Annotated in this window: 18 protein-coding genes; 5 read left to right on the forward strand and 13 right to left on the reverse strand. The window is 62.4% G+C overall.

Annotated features, from left to right (window positions below; translation table 11 throughout):
- Positions 1 to 22 precede the first annotated feature (22 nt).
- Complete coding sequence (locus BM364_RS16410) at positions 23 to 1495, reverse strand: mannitol dehydrogenase family protein (RefSeq protein ID WP_092426502.1); 1473 nt, start codon at positions 1493 to 1495, stop codon at positions 23 to 25.
- A gap of 155 nt (positions 1496 to 1650) precedes the next feature.
- On the opposite strand from BM364_RS16410, the gene BM364_RS16415 reads away from it, so the two are divergent.
- A complete protein-coding gene (locus tag BM364_RS16415) occupies positions 1651 to 2562 on the forward strand; it encodes a sugar kinase (RefSeq protein ID WP_092426504.1) in 912 nt (303 codons plus the stop codon).
- 74 nt (positions 2563 to 2636) lie between these two features.
- Here the strand turns inward: BM364_RS16415 and ppk2 are convergent, their stop codons facing one another.
- Complete coding sequence (gene ppk2 / locus BM364_RS16420) at positions 2637 to 3491, reverse strand: polyphosphate kinase 2 (RefSeq protein WP_092426506.1); 855 nt, start codon at positions 3489 to 3491, stop codon at positions 2637 to 2639.
- An 87-nt stretch (positions 3492 to 3578) separates the two neighbouring features.
- Between ppk2 and BM364_RS16425 the strand changes: the two genes are divergently transcribed.
- Entirely contained in the window at positions 3579 to 4871 is a 1293-nt protein-coding gene (locus BM364_RS16425) for a sensor histidine kinase (RefSeq protein ID WP_092426508.1), read from the forward strand.
- Positions 4872 to 5023: 152 nt separating this feature from the next.
- Here the strand turns inward: BM364_RS16425 and BM364_RS16430 are convergent, their stop codons facing one another.
- The 8 genes from BM364_RS16430 to BM364_RS16465 form a co-directional block, all read right to left on the reverse strand.
- Positions 5024 to 5575 (reverse strand): gamma carbonic anhydrase family protein, encoded by a 552-nt coding sequence (locus BM364_RS16430; protein ID WP_092426510.1) that lies wholly within the window; start codon positions 5573 to 5575, stop codon positions 5024 to 5026.
- A 106-nt stretch (positions 5576 to 5681) separates the two neighbouring features.
- The gene (locus BM364_RS16435) at positions 5682 to 6836 is read right to left on the reverse strand and encodes an iron-containing alcohol dehydrogenase (RefSeq protein WP_092426512.1); all 1155 of its coding nucleotides are present in this window, start codon (positions 6834 to 6836) and stop codon (positions 5682 to 5684) included.
- Between the two features lie 121 nt (positions 6837 to 6957).
- Complete coding sequence (locus BM364_RS16440; protein WP_092426514.1) at positions 6958 to 8340, reverse strand: aldehyde dehydrogenase family protein; 1383 nt, start codon at positions 8338 to 8340, stop codon at positions 6958 to 6960.
- A gap of 119 nt (positions 8341 to 8459) precedes the next feature.
- Positions 8460 to 9821 carry a glutamine synthetase family protein gene (locus BM364_RS16445; RefSeq protein ID WP_092426516.1) on the reverse strand — a complete coding sequence of 454 codons (1362 nt, stop codon included), beginning with the start codon at positions 9819 to 9821 and terminating at the stop codon, positions 8460 to 8462.
- A gap of 56 nt (positions 9822 to 9877) precedes the next feature.
- The gene (locus BM364_RS16450; protein WP_244542945.1) at positions 9878 to 10927 is read right to left on the reverse strand and encodes a type 2 periplasmic-binding domain-containing protein; all 1050 of its coding nucleotides are present in this window, start codon (positions 10925 to 10927) and stop codon (positions 9878 to 9880) included.
- Between the two features lie 126 nt (positions 10928 to 11053).
- Positions 11054 to 12379 carry a TRAP transporter large permease gene (locus tag BM364_RS16455; protein WP_092426518.1) on the reverse strand — a complete coding sequence of 442 codons (1326 nt, stop codon included), beginning with the start codon at positions 12377 to 12379 and terminating at the stop codon, positions 11054 to 11056.
- Positions 12376 to 12888 (reverse strand): TRAP transporter small permease subunit, encoded by a 513-nt coding sequence (locus BM364_RS16460; protein WP_092426520.1) that lies wholly within the window; start codon positions 12886 to 12888, stop codon positions 12376 to 12378. The genes BM364_RS16455 and BM364_RS16460 overlap by 4 nt, the downstream gene beginning before the upstream one ends.
- 37 nt (positions 12889 to 12925) lie before the next feature.
- Positions 12926 to 13684, reverse strand: a complete 759-nt coding sequence (locus BM364_RS16465; protein WP_092426521.1) for an N-formylglutamate amidohydrolase — start codon at positions 13682 to 13684, stop codon at positions 12926 to 12928.
- A 92-nt stretch (positions 13685 to 13776) separates the two neighbouring features.
- Between BM364_RS16465 and BM364_RS16470 the strand changes: the two genes are divergently transcribed.
- The 3 genes from BM364_RS16470 (at position 13777) to BM364_RS16480 (ending at position 16427) form a co-directional block, all read left to right on the forward strand.
- Positions 13777 to 14610, forward strand: coding sequence for a MurR/RpiR family transcriptional regulator (locus tag BM364_RS16470; RefSeq protein WP_092426523.1), 834 nt, complete (start codon positions 13777 to 13779; stop codon positions 14608 to 14610).
- An 87-nt stretch (positions 14611 to 14697) separates the two neighbouring features.
- Positions 14698 to 15528 (forward strand): amidohydrolase family protein, encoded by an 831-nt coding sequence (locus tag BM364_RS16475; protein ID WP_092426525.1) that lies wholly within the window; start codon positions 14698 to 14700, stop codon positions 15526 to 15528.
- Between the two features lie 68 nt (positions 15529 to 15596).
- The gene (locus BM364_RS16480; RefSeq protein ID WP_092426528.1) at positions 15597 to 16427 is read left to right on the forward strand and encodes a sugar phosphate isomerase/epimerase family protein; all 831 of its coding nucleotides are present in this window, start codon (positions 15597 to 15599) and stop codon (positions 16425 to 16427) included.
- Between the two features lie 4 nt (positions 16428 to 16431).
- Here the strand turns inward: BM364_RS16480 and BM364_RS16485 are convergent, their stop codons facing one another.
- Genes BM364_RS16485 through BM364_RS16495 form a run of 3 tightly spaced genes read right to left on the reverse strand, consistent with a single transcriptional unit; the run spans position 16432 to position 19137 of the window.
- Positions 16432 to 17190, reverse strand: coding sequence for an iron ABC transporter ATP-binding protein (locus BM364_RS16485; RefSeq protein WP_092426531.1), 759 nt, complete (start codon positions 17188 to 17190; stop codon positions 16432 to 16434).
- Entirely contained in the window at positions 17187 to 18176 is a 990-nt protein-coding gene (locus BM364_RS16490; RefSeq protein WP_092426533.1) for an iron chelate uptake ABC transporter family permease subunit, read from the reverse strand. The genes BM364_RS16485 and BM364_RS16490 overlap by 4 nt, the downstream gene beginning before the upstream one ends.
- Positions 18169 to 19137, reverse strand: coding sequence for an ABC transporter permease (locus BM364_RS16495; RefSeq protein ID WP_092427205.1), 969 nt, complete (start codon positions 19135 to 19137; stop codon positions 18169 to 18171). Before BM364_RS16495 ends, BM364_RS16490 begins: the two co-directional genes overlap by 8 nt.
- Positions 19138 to 19195: the final 58 nt, after the last annotated feature.

Here is a 19195-nt window from a genome sequence, read left to right on the forward strand (position 1 = left end):
GGGGGGGGAGGTCAGGTGGGGATTAGCCAGCCACCTTCGCTACGGTCGCCTTCGCGCCTTCGTCAAAAAGACTTTCCAGGTGCCCAACCACGGTCTCGCGAAATACCGTGTGCCCAGCCAGGTCCGTGCCGAACACTTCGCTGAGGCTGGCAAGCCCCTCGTAAAGCGCCACCGGGTTGTCCCCGGCATCGGCCGCAATCGCATGCATCTTGAGCGCATGGGGATCGCGCACGTCGATCTCGCTGCCCCCCTCGTCGACCCCGGTCACATAGCGCATCCAGGCCGCCACCCCGAGCGCGAGCCGGGTGATCGGCTGGCCGGCCTTGAGGCGATCGCGAATGGTGCCAAGCAGCCGCTGCGGCAACTTTTGCGAACCGTCCATGGCGATCTGCCAGGTCCGGTGCTTGAGCGCAGGATTGCGAAACCGCTCCAGCAGCTCGTCACGATAAGCCCAGAGATCGGTGCCCGGCATGTCGAGCGTGGGCATGGCTTCCTCGCTCATCAGGCCGTGGATCAGCGTGACATAAGCAGGGTCTTCCATGACCTCGGCAATATATTGGTAACCCCCGAGATAGCCGAGATAAGCCATGGTGGAATGCGAGCCGTTGAGCATGCGCAGCTTCATCAGCTCGAAGGGCTCGACGTCCTCCACCAGCTGTGCGCCGGCCTTTTCGAACGCCGGGCGGCCGGAGGGGAAATGATCCTCGACCACCCATTGGGTAAAGGGCTCTGTCATGATCGGCCAGGCATCTTCAGCACCGATCAGCCCCGCCACTTCGGCCCGGTCGGCATCGGTGGTCGAGGGCACGATACGGTCGACCATGGTCGAGGGGAAGGCCACCGCCTCAACCCACTGGCCGAGCGCAGGGTCGCGCAAGGCGGCAAAGCGCGTCACGATGCGCTTGGCCGTCTCGCCATTGGCCGGGAGATTGTCGCAGCTCATCACCGTAAAGGGCGCAATGCCGGCCGCCTTGCGCCGCGCCAGCGCCTCGACCAGCATGCCGGGCGCCGATCTCGGGTCAGTGGGATGAGCGAGGTCGTGGACGATATCGGGATGGTTTTCGTCGAGTTCACCGGTTGCCGGATCATGGCAATAGCCCTTTTCCGTTACGGTCAGGGAGATGATGCGGATCTTTTCGTCCGCCATCAGCGCCAGCAGCGCCTCGCGTTCGCTGTTGGCATCCATGACGGACAGGATCGAACCGATGACACGCGGATGCGTGCCCGCCGCATCGCGCACGGCAATGGAATACAATCCTGCCTGCGGCTCTAGCGCGTCCTTGGTGTCGGGCCGGCGCAGGCTCGCGCCGACAATGCCCCAGCTCGGATCGGCGGAAAGGAGATCATCGACATAAACCGCCATATGGGCCCGATGAAAGGCGCCGATCCCCAGATGCACGATGCCTGGCGTGACCTTGCCCCTGTCGTAGTTCGGCACACCGATGCCCGGCTTGAGCGAGCCTAGAGTTGCGGGGCTGAGGCGGGTGCTGGTCATGTGGTCTTTCCGAAGTCTGGCAAATCGGAAGCCAGCATAGAGATTTCCAATCTTGTATGGAAGCCCATGCCTCGCTAGGAGAGAGCCGATGGCGCGCTTGCTCCGGTATTATCGTCCCGGCATAAGCGTAGCGTGGGATCAGCGGAGGAAAAGGCATGGCCAGCAAGCGGATCGTCAGCATCGGGGAATGCATGATCGAAATGAGCGGGGGCGAGGACCGCACCTATCGGCTCGGCTATGCCGGCGATACGCTCAACACCGCCTGGTATCTGCGCGCGCTCCTCGGCAAGCCCTGGGACGTCGATTATGTCACGGCGCTCGGCAAGGATCGCTATTCAGACGACATCCGCGCCTTTCTCAAGACCAACAATATCGGCACCGATCATATCGGCACCGTGCCGGAGCGCCGGCCGGGCCTTTACATGATCCACCAGGACAAGGGCGACCGTCACTTCACCTATTGGCGCGATCAATCGGCGGCCAAGCTGCTGGCTGACGACAAGGCGGCGCTGCACAAGGCGGTGGAAGGCGCGAGTCTTGTTTATTTCTCCGGGATCACGCTTGCGATCCTCGCGCCCCGCGCGCGCGGGCGCCTCCTTGGTGCCATCGTCAAGGCACGCGACAGTGGCGCCAAAATCGCCTTCGACACCAATCTGCGTCCGGCCCTCTGGTCCAGCCCGCGCGTCATGACCTCGGTCCTGACCGCAGCCGCCAGCCTTTGCGACATCGTCCTGCCCACCCATACCGACGAAGCCCCGCTTTTCGGCGACAAAAGCATCGAAGACACGGCCGAGCGCTATCTCGAGCTTGGTGTGGAGGAAGTGGTGGTCAAGGACGGCGCCCGCGACGCCCTGATCGCCACCGCCAGTGAGCGCATCACTCTCGCGCCGCCCCCGGCGGCCAATGTCGTCGATGCTACCGGGGCAGGCGACAGTTTCAACGGTGGCTATCTTTCAGCCCGCCTCGAGGGCAAGTCCATTCGCGAAGCTGCCGAAAACGCCCATCGCATCGCCGGCATCGTCATCGGTCACAAAGGCGCGCTGGTCGAGCCGGAGTTTGTGGGCTGACAAGCTCAGCCTCATGGCGAGGCGCAAAGCAGGCAGCGCAGCCGCGAAACACGGTCTAGGGCACGCCGAGCGGCCTATTCCCCCGCCGTCTCGGCAAAGGCCTTGGCGCTGAGCACGATATTGCGGTCGATGGCGCCGATCGCCTTTTCGGTCTTGCCTTCATAGTTAAAGCCGTTGAGCACGGTGCGAATAACGTTGAGCCGCAGCCGGCGCTTGTCGTTGGCGCGGATCACCGTCCAGGGCGCATGGTCTGAATCGGTGCGCTCCAGCATCCGGTCCCGCGCGTCCGAATAGGCGTCCCAGCGTTTGAGCGCTTCAAGGTCGATCGGCGACAATTTCCAGGTCTTGAGCGGATCGTGCCGGCGCGCATGAAAGCGCTTGAGCTGCATCTCGCGGCCGATCGAGAGCCAGAACTTGAACAATCGGATTCCGTCCCGGGTCAGGCGCTTCTCGAATTCCGGCGCCTCTTGGAGGAAAAGCTCGGTCTGCTCGGCTGTTGCAAAGCCCATGACCGGCTCGACCCCGGCCCGATTGTACCAGGAACGGTCGAACAGCACCATTTCGCCTGCTGCCGGCAGCCAGTCCACATAGCGCTGGAAATACCACTGCGTGCGTTCCCGATCGTTGGGTTTGGGCAAAGCGGCGATGATGTTGTAGCGCGGATTTAGGTTTTCGAGGATGGTTTTGATGGTGCCGCCCTTGCCGGCTGCGTCGCGTCCCTCGAAAACCAGAACGATCCGCTCGCCGGCCTTGGCCATGTGCGCCTGCAGCAAAACCAGTTGCTTTTGCAAAGCGTAGAGTTCTCTTTCATACTCTTGCTTGGCGAGCTTTTGCCCATAGGGGAAGCCGCCCGAGGTCAGGGCGTTATTCTCGATGCTTTCGGGAAGCTCGGGATTGTCGATATCGAAGCTGTCGAAAGGGTCGTTCATACTGTCGCTCCACTGTTACAGTCAGCGTGCTAGAAGATCCGATCCGGCGCAAGAGCCCGGAGCAAGCATTTGATTCGGCGGCCAAAAATGGACGACATTCAGTCGGCCGCGCCCCTGGGGCGTAGCCAGGACATCCTGACGCGCCTTGCCGGTTTCGCCGGCCTGCTCCTCTGCCTCGCCGGGCTTTTCATCGCCATGGTCGTTTTCGGCGGCCTGCGTCCGGATCTTGCCCTGCTCGCGTATGGCCTTATTGTGGGCTTTGTCGCTTTCCTGCCGCTGCCGGTGCAGATCGTCACCCGCCTCGTCGAAGCGCCTGCACCCCTGCCCGCCCCAGGGCAGGATCCGCTCGACATCCTGCCCGCCTTGGTCGAGGCCCTGGGCGAGGTGAGCCTCGTGCTCGATCAGCGTGGCGCCGTCACCTACCGCAATCGTGCGGCCGCCGATCACTATCCCAATGTGCAGCCGGGCAAGCTGCTGACCCTTGTGATGCGCAATCCTGACCTCGTGGCAGCGGTCGATGCGGCGATGCGCACCGGAGAAGCGCAAAGTTTTGAACTGCACGAAATCCTGCCCAGCGAAACCTGGGACAAGGTGACCGTTGCCCCGATCCGCGCGCCTGGCAGCGATTGGCTCGCCGCCGATGACCGTCATTTGCTGATCACCTTCCAAAGCCTGACTGAGCTCAAGCGCGTCGATGCCATGCGCACCGATTTCATCGCCAATGCCAGCCACGAATTGCGCACCCCGCTCGCTTCGCTGCTTGGCTTCATCGACACGCTTCTCGGCCCTGCCGCCCGCGACACGGTGGCGCGCGAGAAATTCCTCGGCATCATGCGCGGTCAGGCCGAACGCATGAGCCGGCTGATCGACGATCTCCTTAGCCTGTCGCGCATCGAAATGTATCAGCATGTCCGGCCCACCGGCTCGGTCGATCTTGCCGCGCTCCTGCGCGAAGTGCGCGAGGGCCTCCAGACCCAGGCCAAGGCTGCAGAGCTCGAGGTAACCCTGGACCTGCCCGCCGGCCAGGTGATGGCGACGGGCGATCGCAGCCAGCTCTACGAAGTCTTTGAAAACCTCATCGATAACGCCATCAAATATGGCGCCGATGGCAAGACGGTGGACGTCACCCTCTCGCCGGTCGATCGCGGCGGCTTCAAGCACCAGATCAGCATCGTCGATCACGGCCCTGGGGTTGAACCCGAACACGTGCCGCGCATGACCGAGCGCTTCTATCGCATCGACGCCGATACCAGCCGCAAGAAAAAAGGCACCGGCCTGGGCCTTGCCATCGTCAAGCACATCGTCCAGCGCCATCGCGGCCAGATGACCATCAAAAGCAAGCCCCGCCAAGGCCTCCGCGTCGACGTTATGCTGCCATAAAAGAAGACCTCATGGTGAGGTGCGAAGCGTAGCGTAGCCTCGAACCACGAGGTCGGGCATGCTGGGACACCCTGGCACGCCTCAGTCCTTCGAGGCCGCTTCGCGGCACCTGAAGAAGAGGCTACTGGTTTTCCTGGGCATGGCGCCAGACGCTACCCCGGCTCGAAATCCCCTGCCCGTGTCACCTCGACCAGTCCTGAAGCAAAGCGCTTGGCATTGGCGACATAGCGATCTGCCGATGCCAGGAGCCCGGCCATGGCTGCTTCGTTGAGCGTCCGCACCACCTTTCCCGGCGCGCCGACAACAAGCGAATTGTCCGGGATTTCCTTGCCCTCGGTGATCAAGGCATTAGCTCCGATCAGGCAATTCTTTCCGATCCGTGCGCCATTGAGCACGGTTGCGCCCATGCCGATCAGCGTGTTGTCGCCGATGGTGCAGCCATGGACGATGGCGCTGTGGCCGATGGTGCAGTTCTCGCCCACCGTCAGGGGAAAACCCTTGTCGGTATGGAGCACGCAGTTTTCCTGGACATTGGTGCGCGCCCCGATGCGGATGGGTTCGATGTCGCCGCGCATGACGACGCCGAACCAGATCCCTGCATCCGCCCCGACACTGCACCGTCCCACCAGCACGGCACTGGGGGCAATCCAGCCGATATCGGACGAGATTTCGGGCGCGACGCCGTCGAGCGCATAAAGCGGCATTGTGTCCTCCAAGGTTCTGCGCGCAGTTTAGAGGAGCGTGGCGCAACGAGGTAGCCCTGCCACCGTTCTACCGCCAACGAGCCCTTGCCTTCGGCGAGGAGCCCGCTCAGATCCGCCCCTCCATTGCCCGATCGAAAATCTCGAGCGCCCGCTCCCGGGTCAGCTCCACCGGATTGCCGCCCGCCGTGGGGTCAACGATTGCCATGTCGCCGATCTTGTCGCGTTGCTCCCCGTCGACGCCGAAGTCGCTCAGCGTGTGCGGCACCTCGAGCCGCAGCCTCAGGGCCACCACTGCATGGAGGAACGCGTCAAAGCTCGGTGCCAGCCCCAGATAGGCCGCCAATCGGGCAATCTTGGCCTCGATCGCCGGCTTATTGACCTTGAGCACATAGGGCATGAAAACGGCATTGGTCATGCCGTGATGGGTGTCGTAGAGCGCGCCCACCGGGTGGCTCAGCGCATGGATCGCCCCGAGACCCTTCTGAAACGCCGTTGCGCCCATGGCCGCCGCGCTCATGAGATGCCCGCGCGCTTCGATATTGCCGGGGTCCAGGACAACCTTGGGCAGGTTCTCGAAAACGAGCCGGATGCCTTCCACCGCAATGCCATCCGCCATCGGATGGTAGCCCGGCGCGCAATAGGCTTCGAGGCAATGGGCCAACGCATCCATGCCGGTGCCCACGGTGATGAATTTGGGCATGCCGACGGTCAGTTCAGGATCGGCGATAACGACCTTGGGCATCATCAGGGGATGAAAGATCACCTTCTTGGTATGCGTTGTCTCGTCGGTGATCACCCCGGCGCGTCCCACTTCCGAGCCCGTTCCGGCCGTGGTCGGCACAGCGACGATGGGAAATATGCCCTGGGGATCGGCGCGGGTCCACCAGTCGCCGATATCTTCGAAATCCCACATAGGGCGGGTCTGTCCGGCCATAAAGGCGATCACCTTGGCCGTATCGAGCCCGGAGCCGCCGCCAAAGGCGATAACGCCATCGTAGCCCCCTTCGCGCAGCACCTTGATGCCGGCCTCGACATTGGCCGAAATGGGATTGGGTTTCACATCGGAGAAGAGGCTGACATCGATGCCTTGGGCCTTGAGGTCAGCGAGCACCTTTTGGGTGACGGGCAGGCCAGCGAGGCCTGCATCGGTCACGAGGAGCGGTTTTTCGACCCCCGCGACCTTTAGGGCGTCGGGCAAATCGGCAATGCGGCCGGCGCCGAAACGGACGGCGGTGGGATAATTCCAATTGGCTTTGGTCATTCTGGCCTCGTGTTCATGGCTCTCGTCCCACCGTCATTGCCGGCTTGTCCGGGCAATCCATCTCGTCTCCGCATGGACCACCGGGACAAGCCCGGTAGCGACGACGGGAGAGGATTGCGTCTCAAACCCGCTTGAGATGAAAACTCTTGGGCTGGGTCAAATTATGGTAGCCGATTTCGCTCAGTCCGCCGCCTTTGCCGGTGTCCTTGACCCCGGTCCAAACGAGCGCAGGATCAAGATAGTCGCAGCGATTGGCGAAAACCGTGCCGGTTTCAACCTGCGCGCCGATTTGTCCCGCGGCGTGGAGGTCGCTGGTCCAGATCGAGGCGGTCAGGCCATAGGGACTGTCGTTCATCAGCGTGATCGCCTCATTGTCGTCCGCCACCTTCATGATGCCCACAACCGGCCCAAAACTCTCCTCGCGCATGACACTCATCTGGTGGTTGACGCCGGTCAGCACTTCGGGGGCAAGATAAGGTGAGCCGTCTTTATCGCGCGGATCGGCCCAGTTGAGATGCCGCGTGGCGCCGCCGCGAACCGCTTCCTCGGTCTGGCGCCGCACATGATCGGCGAAGCTGCCGCGCGCCATGGGGCCGACAATGGTTGCGGCATCGAGCGGATCGCCAAGCGTCCAGCCGCGCGCCTGGCCAATGAAGCGGTCGACGAAGCCGTCATAGACATCGGCATGCACATAGATGCGCTCGACCCCGCAGCAGGACTGCCCGGAGTTGAAGAAACTGCCATCAGCGAGGTTTTCTGCCGCGGAATCGAGATCGGCGTCGGCGCGCACATAGGCCGGGTCCTTGCCCCCGAGTTCTAGCCCGAGCGTTGCAAATGTCCCCGCCGCAGCCATTTCGATGCGCCGCCCGCCCTCGACCGAGCCGGTGAAGTTGATGTGATCGATAGCGCCGGAGCCAACGAGCTTTTCGGTGTCGGCATGGCTGAGGACAAGATTTTGAAAGATGCCATCGGGCAGGCCGGCGGTCTTTGCGGCAGCGGCGAAGCGCTCGCCGGCGAGCAGGGTCTGGCTCGCATGTTTCAGAAGCACCGCATTGCCCGCGACCAAGGCTGGCACGATCGAGTTGACGGCCGTCAGGAAAGGATAGTTCCAGGGTGCGATGACCAGCACGAGCCCAAGCGGTTCGAGCGAGATATAGCGGGTGAAGCCTTCCTTGTCGGGCCGCATCGAAGGGGCGAGCACGGTTTCGGCAATGGCCAGCATATGCTTGCTGCGCTCTTCGACGCCGCGCTTTTCCGCACCGTACCGGACGGGGCGGCCCATCTGCCAGGCCAGTTCGGGGATGATTTCGTCATTCATGGCGAGAAGCGCATCGACCATGCGCCCCACTGCCGCGACCCGCTCCGCGACGGAGACCATGCGCCATGCGCGTTGAGCCGCTTTGGCGCGGGAAACCGAACTGGCGATAGCGGCGCTATCGAGCGTTTGCCGCTCGGCATAGACCTTACCGTCGATGGGGGAGATGATCTGGACCGTTTCGGTCATTGTTGCGTTCCACTCACAGTCGGGGTGCTGCCACACTGCTTTTGAGCAGGCACCCATTTATCGTCACCCGTCACCACCCGGCGTTTCGCGCCGACCTCTCACCGGGACGGAAAGGTAAGTCAGCTCTGCTCGAACCCGCGCTTGCGCTCCCAATCGGTAACGCGGCGGTCGTATTCGAGCTGTTCCCAATTGCCGGTATGCACATAATGGGCGACGACATGGGCCCCAAACGCCTCGGCCAGCATGTCCGAACTTTTGAGCGCGGAAATGGCGTCGCGCAGGGTTTTGTGCACTTCGCGCAAGCTTTCGCCCGCATAGGCGTCGCCGGAAAATGCCGGCTCGAGCTCAAGCTTGTCCTCCACCCCCTTCAGCCCCGCCGCGAGCAGGGCCGCAAAAGCGAGGTATGGGTTGAGATCGGCCCCACCGATCCGGCATTCGACGCGAATGCCCCCGGTATTTTCTCCACAAAGCCGGAACCCCGCGGTGCGGTTGTCGCTCGACCAGATCGCCTTGGTCGGGGCAAAGGTGCCGACCTGGAAGCGCTTGTAGGAATTGATATAGGGCGCAAGAAAATAGGTGATGTCCCCGGCATAGGTCAGAAGACCCGCCATGAAATGCTTCATCAGCCCGGACATGCCCAAGGTGTCGCTTTCATCGACGAACTGGTTTTTTCCGTCCTTTGCCAGCGACATATGGATATGAGCGGAAGATCCGGCGAGATCATAGGCCCATTTGGCCATGAAGGTGACGGCTTTGCCCTTGGCATAGGCGATTTCCTTTGTGGCGTTCTTGATCACCACATGCCGGTCCGCCATGGTCAGCGCCTCGGCATAGCGCACATTGATCTCTTCCTGTCCCGGCCCCCACTCGCCCTTGGAGTTTTCGACCGGAATGCCCGAGGCATGAAGGTGATTGCGCAGCGAGCGCATCACCCCCTCCTCCTTGGTGGTCTGGAAGATGTGGTAATCCTCGATGTAGTAGCCGGCTGCGGTCAGGTTCTGGTAGCCCTTGTCGTGGGCGGAGCGGAAGGTCTCGTCGAACAGGTAGAATTCGAGTTCGCTCGCAAAATTTGCCGAAAGCCCCAAGGCCTCGAGCCGGGCTAGCTGACGCTTCAGGATCGAGCGGGGCGCGTGCGGAATGGGTTCGTGATGGTGATGGTCGACAAGATCGGCCAGAACCAGCGCCGTGCCTTCGAGCCAGGTGCAGAGCATCAGCGTTGCGAGGTCCGGCTTCATGACGAAGTCGCCATAGCCCTTGCCCCAGTTGGCCGCCTGGTAGCCGGGCACCGGCTCCATGTCGATATCGTTGGCCAGCAGGTAGTTGCAGCCATGGGTCTCTTCCATGGCGCCATCGAGAAAGAACTGCGCCTGAAACCGCTTGCCGATCAGCCGCCCCTGCATGTCGGGAAAGGCCACGAGCACGGTGTCTACCCGCCCCGAGCGGACGTCCTCGCGCAGTTGTTCGATGCTATAGGCACTCATCAAAACCCCCTCGAAACAACGAAAGCCGGCCGCGCCATTGCGACCGGCAGCAGCGATCAGGAATAGCGATAGGGGGCGCCTGCCAGCTCCATATCGGCGTTGTATTTTTTGATAATCTCTACCACGCGCGCACTGCGATCCGATTGCGAGGCGATCTGATCCCAGAAAGCGCGGGCATCTTCTTCCACACTCGCCCATTCGGCTGCGGGAATCGTGGTCAGTTCCAGGTTTCCTTCGATGCGGTAGCGCGCCTCGCCGGCCCAGTACCAGTGCTGGCGATAATAGTGCGAACTGTCGATCATCATGCGATAGAGCTGCTGAAGGTGCGGCGGCACCGCATTCCACTTGGCCGTGTTGACGAAATATGACCCCGCCCACGCCCCCGAGAGCGGATTGGTCAGGTAATATTTGAGCACATTGGCCCAACCCACGGTGTGCAGTTCGGTCGTGCCGCACCAGCAGATACCGTCGAGTTCGCCGGTCTGGAGCGCCGGCTCGACGTCTTCATAAGGCAGGGTCACCGGGATCACGCCATATTTGGACAGGAACTGCCCGGCGGTGGGGAAAGTGTAGACCCGCAAGCCATTGAGATCGGCCAGCGTGTTGATCGGCTTGGTGGTGCCGAAATTGCAGGGATCCCAGGCGCCGGTCGAGAGCCACGTCACATCCGGAATTTCGCTATAGGCCTCTTCCCAGATTTCCTTGAGCCCGCGCCAGTGCCAGAGCGCCGGCACATCGAGCGAATAGCGCGAGGCGAGCGGAAAATAGGCGCCGAACACCTTGACGTCGACGGGCGCTGCAGCGGAATCGTCGTCGCTCTGGGCCGCATCGATCGTGCCGGTCTGGACGGCGCGAAACAGTTCGCCATGCGGCACCAGCTGGTCGGCGGTATAAAGCTCGATCTCCATTTCGCCATTGGCGGCGGTGTTGAACCACTCGATGGCATTGCCCACCACATGTTCGGCGAGCGCCGGCCCGGCATAGGTCTGTAGGCGCCAGCGGATCGGCGTCTGGGCCCGCACATGCGGCATGGCAAGGGTGGTGGCGCCGAGGGCTCCAGCCGTGGCAAGGCCTGCGCGCTTCAAGAAACTACGTTTATTCAAGATATCGGTCAAAGCTTGTTCCCCTGTGAAATCAGGCGCTCCGCCGGAGCGGGCGCGGCAAATAGTCGACGTCGGGCTAGCTTGGCTGGCGCCTCCCTTGCTTGTTGAGTTTCCCGCGCAAATTCATCGTCACGTCCCCCGATAAAGGCCAGGCAGCCAGAGCGCGATCTGCGGAAAGATCATCAGCAGCACCAGCGTCAGCACCATCAGCAGGATAAAGGGCGTGATCGAGCGATAGATATCGCCCAGGGTGACTTCTGGCGGCGCCATGGCGCGCATCAGAAACAGGTTATACCCGAAGGGCGGGGTGATATAGGCGATCTGGCAGGTGATCGTGTAGAGAATGCCGAACCAGACGAGGTCGAACCCGAGAAGGCGCACGAGCGGGATATAGAGCGGCGCCACGATCACCAGCATGGCCGTGTCATCGAGAAAAATGCCCATGACGATGAAGCTGAGCAGCATCAGGATCAGGATGCCCCAGGGATCGAGGTCGAATGTGTTCAACAGCAGGTTCTCGATCGCCCGCACGGCCCCAAGTCCGTCATAGACCGAGGAGAAGCACAGGGCGCCCAGGATGATCCAGAGGAACATGCAGCTGATCAGCAGCGTCTGGCGCGATGTGGTTTCCAGCACGGCGCGGTTGAGCTTGCCCGAAAGGGCTGCGGCAATCGTGGCCAGCAGCGCCCCCACGGCGGAGCTTTCGGTCAGGCTCGTCGTGCCGGTGAGAAACAGCGTCATCATGATGGCGAAAACCGCCACCGGCATGATGCCTTCGCGCAGCAGCACGAGTTTCTCGCGCGGAGTGATTTCGGCCAGTTCCTCGGGCGAGATCGGCGGCCCCAATTCGGGCTGCACGCGGCAGCGGATATAGACATAGAGCCCGAAGATGGTGGCCATCAGCAGGCCCGGCACGATGCCGGCGAGCCAGAGTTCGGTGATCGGGGCGCGGGCGATCATGGCGAACAGCACCAGCACGACGCTCGGGGGAATGAGGATACCGAGCGTCGAGCCGCCCTGGATGACGCCGGTGACCATGATCTTGTCATAGCCCCGGCGCAAAAGTTCGGGCAGCGCGATGCTCGCCCCGATCGCCATGCCGGCGACCGACAGGCCGTTGATGCAGGAGATCAGCACCATCAGCCCCATCGTGCCCAGCGCCAGACCGCCGCGCACGGGGCCGAACCAGACATGAAACATGCGGTATAGATTGGAGGCGATGCCGCTCTCGCTCATCATGTAGCCCATGAAGACGAAAAAGGGCACGGTGATCAGCGGGTACCAGTTGAGCACCTGAAAGGCCTGGTTGAACGGCATTTCGGCCGATCCCTGCCCCCAGAGCCACAGCGCTGCCGCCGAGCCGACGAAGCCGATCACTCCGAAGACGCGCTGCCCGGTAAAGAGCAGCACCATCATGGTGGCGAACATGAAAAGGGTGATCAGCTCGGGCGTCATGGGAGGGGCCTGCCTCTGGCCGCGGCCAGATCACGGAAAAACTGGGCGATCAGTTGCAAGAGCATCAGGAAGATGCCCACGGTCATGGCGAGCTTGACCGGCCAGAGCACGGGCGACCAGGCCGAATAATTGCGCTGATTGTACTGGATCGAATATTGCGTGCTCGAGATCGCGCCCCAGAGTAGGACGCCGAGAAAGAAGATGACGAACAGGATGGTGAAGGCATCGAGCACGGCCCGTCCCTGCTGGGGCAGCCGGGCATAAAAGAGATCCATGCGCACATGCGAATTGTGCTGCAGCGAATAGGCCCCGCCGAGCAGATAATAGGCGGACAACAGAAACTGGGTCATTTCAAGCGCCCAGTTGACCGGCACGCCGAACACCGCGCGCGACACAGTCGAATAAAGCATGATGGCCGCCATCACGAAAAAGATCGCCATGGCAAAGCGCCCGACAAGGCGGTTGACGCTGTCCACACCCCTGACAAAGAGCACTATCGGTTTCGGCATATTGCGTCGTCCTGATGCTTTGTCATGGGGCCCTCCGCTATGGTCGCAAGTTGCGCCGGGCTTGCTCGAGGCTTCTGGCCAGGCGCTCACCCCAGAGGTTGACCCCGTCGGGGGCAAGGATTTCATCGTTGCGGATTTCGATCATAGTGGCGTCGAGCCCGCGCCCGTCGCCGTGCTTTTCAAGCGTCAGCGTGACCCCGTTGAGCGCGGCGTAGGGCTCGTTCCAACCGATATTGAGCGAGGGGTCGTCTGATGCCAGCGCCTCGCGCAGCGCCAGCGTGAACTTCTGATCCCGGCCATGGATGAGCCCGATCGGCCAGGGGCGCGCGATCCCGAGAAAGACCGGCGTATAGGAATGCATGCACACCACCACCGTTTCCCGCCCGGCATGCCGGCGCGATTCGAGCAGCATGTCGATCGCCCCATGATAGGGCCGGTGATAAAGCGCGATGCGCTCCTGGCGCTCGGCTTCCGAGAGGTTTTCGTTGGCCGGGATGCGCGTGCGTTCGGACAGGGTCCAGATCAGGTCTGGCGCGTCGAGCGCCCGGTTGCAGTCGATGATCAGCCGCGACACCGTGGATTCGACCAGCGGCGCATCCAGCAGCATCGAAAGGCGGCGGCTGACCGCCAGCGCGCCGGGATCCCAGGCGATATGGCTCAGCCGCTCGACGGCGGAAAGCCCAAGATCGCCATAGCGCTCGGGAATGCGATTGGAGGCATGGTCGCACAGGAGCACAAAGGGCGAATTGCCCCGCGCATTGGTGACCAGCACCGGTTTTTGCGCTTCCCCGTCCATAATCCCCCTAAACAGAACCGCTCAACTTCTGTAATAGGTGTTGCATAAAACCAAACTCTGTCAACATTGAAACAGCAGGTTCAGGAACCCAATTGGAGCGGAGGACGGTTGCAGCCCGCATCCACGATCTTGATCAGGCCCTGACCGCGGCGGGCCGGCGCGCGGCGCGTGGGCTGCTCGGAAACTACCCTCTCCTCGGTCTCGCTCCGGTGGCCGAATTTGCCGCGGCCGCCGGAGTAAGCGCTGCAACCATCGTGCGCTTTGTCGCCCAGCTCGGTTTCCGCTCCTATCCCGATTTCCAGCGCGCGCTGCGCGAAGAGCTCGAAGAGCGTTCCAAATCTCCCCTGCAACGCGGTGCCTCGGCGCCAGAGACCGAAGGGGACGCAGCCTTTCTGGCCGCGTTTCTCATGCGTTCGGCGCGAACCCTGAACGAAACCGCTGCCCATATTCCCGCCGGCGAATTCGAAACCGTGTGCCGCCGCCTCAGCGAGCCCAAGCGCCAGTGCTATCTCGCCGGTGGCCGCTTCACCGATTTTCTGGCCGGCTATCTCGAGGCCCATCTCCGCCTCGTCCGCCCCGGCATTCGCCGGCTCGATGGCCGCCCCGCCACCAGCGCCGATCAACTGATCGACGTGCGGCCCGGCGATATCGCGGTGCTGTTCGATGTGCGCCGCTACGATCCCGCTCTGCTCGAAACCGCGCGCACCCTTGCACGGCGCAAGGCCCATATCGTCCTGATCACCGACGCATGGCTGAGCCCCATTTCGCGCCATGCCCGCTACTGCCTGCCCTGCCGCACCGAAACCGGCCGCACCTGGGACGCCAATACCGCGCTTCTGGCACTGGCCGAAGCCATCATCGCCCGTGTGACGGAGCTGAGCTGGGAAACGGCAAAGGGCCGGATCGGCGCCCTCGAAGGCGACTAGCGTTCCATTTCGGCTGCCGATAAGCCCGATTTCCGCTTCCCCGAACGGAACGCAGATGCATACTCCGGCGCACAAGCGGAGTTCTTCATGCGCCTTATCGATACCCACCTGCACCTGATCTATCCCGACCGCCTCTCCTATCCCTGGCTTGCCAACGCTCCGGCCATCAACAAGCCCTGGAGCGTCGAGGCTTACTGGGCCGAGGCAAAGCCGCTCGGGATCGAAGGCGCGCTTCACATGGAGGTCGATGTCGCCGAGGCTGACATCGAGGGGGAAACCGGCTTCGTTCTGGGCCTGCCCGGCATCGTCGGTGCCATCGCTGCGTGCCGCCCGGAGCACCCCGACTTTCCCCAGCAGCTCGAACGCCTCCTTGCGCTCGGCGAGGGTCGGATCAAGGGATTGCGCCGTATTCTGCACGAAGTGCCCGACGAGATCAGCCAGCCCGCGCTCTTTTCGGACAATCTCAAGCGCCTTGCCGAACACGGGCTCACCTTCGACCTGTGCCTGCGCGCCGATCAGCTGCACCTGGGCCTCGACCTCGCCCGCCGTGTTCCCGAGGTAACCTTCGTGCTCGACCATTGCGGCAATCCCCCGATCAGCGGAGCCGGGCTCGACCCCTGGCGCGCCGAGCTCAAGAGCCTTGCCGCTCTCCCCAATCTGCGGGCGAAGATTTCCGGCATCGTCAATCACTGCGATGCCGGTTGGAACGCGGAAACGCTGCGCCCCTATGTCGAGCATGTGATTGCGTGCTTTGGCTGGGACCGCATCGTCTGGGGGTCCGACCATCCCGTGGTGACCCTCACCGGCTCCCTGACCAGTTGGGTCGAGGCCATCCGGCAGATCGTCGGAGCCGAAAGCCCGGAGAACCAGGCCAAGCTCTTCCATGCCAATGCCGAGCGCATCTATCGGCTCGCTTAGGCGTTCGTCTTGACACATGACAGCAGGGATAAAGCCCTGCTGCCGGATCTGAATTGGGGAGAAGACCTTTGGCTGAAAACGACCATCGCATCGCAGTGTCCACCTGGTCGCTGCACCGGCTCCTGGGCAGCACCTATCCGCACGATCTGACGACGACAGCCATCGGACCTGGCGAAGAAACCTTTGGCGAGGGCGAAGAATCCCTTCTGGGCCTTCCCTCGGTTCTCGCCAATCACGGTTATCACCGGCTCGAGATCGTTTCTTTTCACATGCGCAGCCGCGATCCGGTCTATCTCGGCGAATTGCGCGACCAGCTCGAGCGCGCCGAGGTGCGCCTCCAGACCCTGCTGATCGATGCCGGTGACATCACCCATCCCGAGCATGGCGTGCGCGACCAGGCCTGGATCGCCGGCTGGATCGATGTGGCAAATGCGCTTGGCGCTGAAAACGCCCGCGTCATCGCCGGCAAGCAGAAGCCGAGCCCAGAAACCATTGCCCGCTCCGTTTCCGCCCTGCGGCAACTGGCCGATGGCAATGCCGGCTCCTCGACGCGCATCGTCACCGAAAACTGGTTCGATCTGATTTCAACACCCGAAGCGGTCCATAGCGTGCTTGACCAGCTTGAAGGCCGGGTGGGCCTGCTTGCCGATTTCGGCAATTGGAACGGGGAAGGAAAATACGAGGATCTCGCCTCGATCTTAGGGCGGGCCGAACTCTGCCACGCCAAGGCCGGCTTTGCCGATGGCCGGCTTGACGAGGCCGATTACGGCGCCTGCATCGGCATTGCCGAAGACGCCGGTTATACCGGCCCCTATACCCTGATCTTCGATGCCGACCATCCCGGCGAGTGGTCGGGGCTTGCCGAGGAGCGCGACTTCATTCTCTCGCGCCTTGCTTGAGCCTCTAGCCGTAGTAGACGCTGATCAGCTGTCCGCCGATCTCGTGGACCTTGATGTCCATTTCGTAGATCCCGGACAGCACATCGGGCCGGATCATCTGCTTGGCCGGGCCTTGCGCGGCGACCTTGCCATGCTTCATGGCCACGATATGGTCCGAATACCAGGAGGCGAAATTGATGTCGTGCAGCACCAGCACGACCGTCTTGCCCAACTCGTCCGCCGCCTTGCGCAGGAGCCGCATCATGCCCATGGCATGTTTCATGTCGAGATTGTTGAGCGGCTCGTCGAGCAGCACATAATCGGTGTCCTGGCAAAGAACCATGGCAACGAAGGCCCGCTGGCGCTGCCCACCCGAAAGCTCGTCGAGAAACCGGCCTGAAAGCGCTGTCAGGTCGAGATAGCCGATGGCATTGGCGATATGGACCCGGTCATCGGCATTGAGCCGCCCCTTGGTATAGGGATAGCGCCCGAAGGAGACGAGATCCTCCACCGTCAGCCGCGCCGTCATGTGGTTGTCCTGGCGCAGGATCGAGAGCCGCCGCGCCAGGACATCGCCCGATGTTTTGGATACATCGAGCCCATCGATCGTCACCGTGCCGCGATCCATGCTCATCAGGCGGCTGACCATGGACAAAAGTGTCGACTTGCCCGCCCCATTGGGCCCGATGATCGAGGTGACCCCGCCCTTGGGCAGGGTCAGCGACACGCCGTCGACCACGCAGCTTGTGCCGTAGGATTTGGTGACCTCGGAAGTGATGATCATCGCGCAGCTCCACGCAGGACGAAGATGATGAAGACGAGCCCGCCCAAAAATTCGATGATGATCGAAAGGGCCGTGTTGAACGAGAACACCCGCTCGAGCAGCGTCTGCCCGCCCACAAGGCAGATGATCCCCATCAGCACCGCCGCCGGGATCACCCATCTATGCTTGCTGGTGCCCATCAGGAGATAGCCGAGGGTCGCAACCAGAAGGCCGAAGAAGGTGCGCGGACCCACAAGAGCAGTCGAAACCGACACCAGCACCGAAACGATGACCAGCAGGATCACCACGGCCCGCTTGTGGTCGACACCCAGATTGACCGCGGTGGGCCGGCCGAGCGAGAGCACGTCGAGCACGTGCCACATGCGCCAGAGCACGAGCGACGCCAGCGCCACGATGGCATAGGAGACCCCAAGAAGGGTCGTGTCCACATCGTTGAAGCTGGCAAAAAGGGTATCCTGCAATACCTGGAACGCATTGGGATCGAGCATGCGCTGCATGAAATTGGAGAGGCTGCGGAAAAAAATTCCTAAGACGATCCCGACTAGGATCAGCAGGTAAAGGCTACGTTCGCTGCGCACGAAGAGCCAGTAAAACAACAGCCCCGAAAACCCCACCATCAGGACGAGCTGGATGGCGAAGGCGATATTGGGGTCCATCAGCGCCAGCATGTGCGCGCCGAGGAAATAGGCGACCGCGGTCTGGATCAGGATGTAGAGCTGGTCAAAGCCCATGATCGAAGGCGTCAGGATGCGGTTGTTGGCGACCGTCTGAAACAGGACGGTTGAGACCGCGATCGAATAGGCGACAAGGATCAGCGCCAGAAGTTTCTTGCCGCGAAACGGCAGGATGAAGCTCCAGCTGCCCCGCGCCCCCAGCGTCATGAACAAGACGATCGAGGCGAGCGCGAGCGCGCCCAGAACCAGCAGAACCAGCACCTGCCGGGACAGCCCGGCCCGGCGCTCCAGAGCAACCATCGCCTCAGCCATTGGCCGTTCCCCGCTTGCTGCGCAAGAGCATGTAAAGGAACACGAAACTGCCGATCACTCCGACGACCACGCTGATCGGGATCTCGTAGGGAAAGCGCACGAGCCGCCCGATGATATCGCAGGCGAGCACGAAGGCGGCTCCGCCGATCGCGACCCAAGGGACAGTGCGCCGCATATTGTCTCCGATCAGAAGGCTGACCACATTGGGCACGATGAGCCCGAGAAACGGAATGGCGCCCACCGAAACCAGCACTACGGCGCTGACGATCGAAACGATCACGAGCCCAAGCGTCATCACCGCCTTGTAGTTGAGCCCGAGATTGGTGGTGAAATCCTCGCCCATTCCGGCCACCGTCAGCCGGTCGGCCGAGATATAGGCCAGGATCGTTCCGGCCAGCCCGAACCAGAGCAGTTCGAAGCGCCCCCGCAATACGCCGGAAAAGTCTCCCACTTCCCAGGCCAGCAGCGAGGCCATCAATTCGAACCGGTAGGCGAAAAAGGTCGTCACCGCGCCAATCACACCGCCGAGCATGATGCCGACCAGCGGCACAAGCAGCACGTCGCGCAGCGGCACATAGCGCAGAATGCGCAAAAACAGCGCCGTGCCGCCGAGCGCAAACAGCGCTGAAACCACCATCTTGGCCATCAGCGGCCAGCCGGGCGCGAAAATGGTGACAACCAAAAATCCCAGTGCAGCCGACTCCATTGTCCCCGAGGTGGAGGGTTCGACAAAGCGGTTGCGCACGATGATCTGCATGACGAGGCCGGAAATGGCGAGCGCCGAACCGGCCAGGATCACCGCAAGCGTGCGCGGCACGCGGCTGATAAAGAAGACTTCGACGGCGCGCGGATCGGCCGTGCCGCTCAGAAGGGCTGGGAGGGAAACATCGCTCACCCCGATAAAGAGGCTGATGGTGGCAAGGACCAGCGTGGCGATGGCGGCTAGAATCAGTGTTCGCACGGGGCTGCGACCTGGATTGGGGAAAAACGAGAACCCGGCCACCGTGAGCGGCCGGGTT

The organism is Devosia crocina (assembly GCF_900116545.1).
Lineage (GTDB): Bacteria > Pseudomonadota > Alphaproteobacteria > Rhizobiales > Devosiaceae > Devosia > Devosia crocina.

Coding starts and splice junctions, on each gene's coding strand:
- BM364_RS16410 (WP_092426502.1), bottom strand. CDS start 1,495: ATGACCAGCACCCGCCTCAGCCCCGCAACTCTAGGCTCGCTCAAGCCG.
- BM364_RS16415 (WP_092426504.1), top strand. CDS start 1,651: ATGGCCAGCAAGCGGATCGTCAGCATCGGGGAATGCATGATCGAAATG.
- BM364_RS16435 (WP_092426512.1), bottom strand. CDS start 6,836: ATGACCAAAGCCAATTGGAATTATCCCACCGCCGTCCGTTTCGGCGCC.
- BM364_RS16445 (WP_092426516.1), bottom strand. CDS start 9,821: ATGAGTGCCTATAGCATCGAACAACTGCGCGAGGACGTCCGCTCGGGG.
- BM364_RS16465 (WP_092426521.1), bottom strand. CDS start 13,684: ATGGACGGGGAAGCGCAAAAACCGGTGCTGGTCACCAATGCGCGGGGC.
- BM364_RS16440 (WP_092426514.1), bottom strand. CDS start 8,340: ATGACCGAAACGGTCCAGATCATCTCCCCCATCGACGGTAAGGTCTAT.
- ppk2 (WP_092426506.1), bottom strand. CDS start 3,491: ATGAACGACCCTTTCGACAGCTTCGATATCGACAATCCCGAGCTTCCC.
- BM364_RS16430 (WP_092426510.1), bottom strand. CDS start 5,575: ATGCCGCTTTATGCGCTCGACGGCGTCGCGCCCGAAATCTCGTCCGAT.
- BM364_RS16490 (WP_092426533.1), bottom strand. CDS start 18,176: ATGGCTGAGGCGATGGTTGCTCTGGAGCGCCGGGCCGGGCTGTCCCGG.
- BM364_RS16455 (WP_092426518.1), bottom strand. CDS start 12,379: ATGACGCCCGAGCTGATCACCCTTTTCATGTTCGCCACCATGATGGTG.
- BM364_RS16425 (WP_092426508.1), top strand. CDS start 3,579: ATGGACGACATTCAGTCGGCCGCGCCCCTGGGGCGTAGCCAGGACATC.
- BM364_RS16460 (WP_092426520.1), bottom strand. CDS start 12,888: ATGCCGAAACCGATAGTGCTCTTTGTCAGGGGTGTGGACAGCGTCAAC.
- BM364_RS16475 (WP_092426525.1), top strand. CDS start 14,698: ATGCGCCTTATCGATACCCACCTGCACCTGATCTATCCCGACCGCCTC.
- BM364_RS16485 (WP_092426531.1), bottom strand. CDS start 17,190: ATGATCATCACTTCCGAGGTCACCAAATCCTACGGCACAAGCTGCGTG.